Source organism: Corynebacterium sp. HMSC074C01 (genome assembly GCF_001814605.1).
Lineage (GTDB): Bacteria > Actinomycetota > Actinomycetes > Mycobacteriales > Mycobacteriaceae > Corynebacterium.
In genome coordinates, this window is record NZ_KV817302.1 from 1 (window position 1) to 1,815 (window position 1,815).

1 protein-coding gene and 1 pseudogene are annotated in these 1,815 nt (G+C 60.1%); both read right to left on the minus strand.

What is annotated here, in order from left to right; all coding sequences use genetic code 11:
* Window positions 1–29: 29 nt before the first annotated feature.
* Window positions 30–854: a class F sortase gene (locus tag HMPREF2978_RS12595; protein ID WP_070745831.1), complete on the minus strand. Its 825-nt coding sequence runs from the start codon at window positions 852–854 to the stop codon at window positions 30–32.
* A 209-nt stretch (window positions 855–1,063) separates the two neighbouring features.
* Window positions 1,064–1,815: pseudogene (locus HMPREF2978_RS13305) on the minus strand (hypothetical protein); the annotation flags it as partial.

A 1,815-nucleotide genomic window follows, 5' to 3' on the forward strand; every position in this document is an offset into this window, starting at 1 on the left:
GCTACGCACCCCGAAACCGGAAGAGCCGCTTAAGCCGCCGGTGCCTCAGCGCCCTCCACCGGCGCCACCGGCTCCGCCACGGTGATGATGTTGTCTTCGTAGCCAAGCTGACCACCCACAAACTTGCCGCCACAGGTGATGAGGACCAGACGGTTCTCTCCCTGCGTGTCATTGACCACGTCCGGGAAACCCGCGCCCTTCTGCAGGCGGTACGGCGCCTCAGTCACGCGGAATCGGCGCTCCTCACCATCGATGAAGACGGTGAATTCCTGCCCTTGCTCCAGGGTGGTGAACTTCTCTGCGAAGCCCGTGCCTTGGCCTTGGTAGTTGATGTGACCGGTAATAACGCTGGAGCCCACCGGACCAGCCTCGCCCGGCACTGCCGACGCGGAGTACCAGCCCAAGCGCTGTACATCGTGCGGGGGAATCAGCATGCCGGTATCAGTGACCTGAATCGGGTCCACGGCCGCAAACTCATCGTTAATGCCCAAGGACATCGCGCCAAAGCCCCGGAACTCACCCGGTGCTGGCTCCACCTCGTGTTCCTGCTCACCCGAGTCATCCACGAAAGGATCATTGTTCGTTGTCGGCGCTTCAGCTTCAACGCTCTGCGAGGTTGACGTCTGTTCCTCAGCCGCATTTGTATCCGTGGAATCTTCCTCACTGCGGCCCGCATAGAGCACTAGCTGTACGACAACCAAGATAATCGCGATGAGCGCTGCAATACCGATGAGCAGCTTCTTATTGCTCTTCTTCCCATCGCCTACCGGCTGCGCTTCGCTGGCGCGGTGTTCAGATGCAGAGGACTCACCGGGATACTCCGGGATACTGTTCTTTTCGCCATCATCAGTCATTTTCTATTCCTCGCTCCTAGCTTCTACGTTCTAGCTTCTGAGATTTAACTTATAAAAGTATTGGCTCTAGTTATTCGCTTTAAACAATAGACTAAAAATCAGACGACGAATCCCCTCCAGCGTTTACGCCCTGGAGGGGATTGTCATCATTGCTCTCTGCGCCTTACCAACCCCAACCGGTGAGGGCTGGGATGGTGTTGCAGTTTGGACTACTTGATGAAGTCCTTCATGCCTGGGTCAAGCTTCGTCGCACCGGAAGGTACGTGCTTGATCTCCACGCGCTCTGCGTTGGACGGCAGCGGCTGACCGGAGTCCTCCGGCGGAGTTGCGTCCAGGACGGTGACCTCGCGGTCATCGCGGCCGGTGTTGTCACCAGTCTGCTCGGACGGTTCACCAGCGTTGTCACCGGTGGACTCACCATGGTCACCGCCACGGCCGTTGTCCTCGATGACCTCAGCGTTGTGGTCGCCATCGTGGCCACCATCATGTCCACCGTCACCGCTATTGCCACCATCAATGATGAGCTTGATGAGGCCCAGACCCGGGATGAGCAGCAGCCACCACGGCAGATCGGACTTCTTCGAGCTGCCATCGTTGTCGTCCTTATCCTTACCGTCGCCGTCATCCGGAGTCTCGGTCGTGGACTCAGACGGCTCGTCACCCGGCTTATTCGGAGTCGTTTCCTCACCCGGGTTATTCGGAGTGGTCTCCTCACCCGGCTGGTTCGGGGTGGTCTCCTCACCCGGGTCGTTCGGGGTCGTCTCCTCGCCCGGCTCGTTCGGGGTGGTCTCCTCGCCCGGCTGGTTCGGGGTCGTCTCCTCACCCGGCTCGTTCGGGGTCGTCTCCTCACCCGGGTTGTTCGGAGTGGTCTCCTCGCCCGGCTGGTTCGGGGTCGTCTCCTCACCCGGCTTGTTCGGGGTGGTCTCTTCACCCGGCTGGTTCGGAGTGGTCTCCTCGCCCG

What these genes read in the sequence shown, in the direction of transcription:
- HMPREF2978_RS12595 (WP_070745831.1), bottom strand. Translation starts at nt 854, where the DNA reads ATGACTGATGATGGCGAAAAGAACAGTATCCCGGAGTATCCCGGTGAG.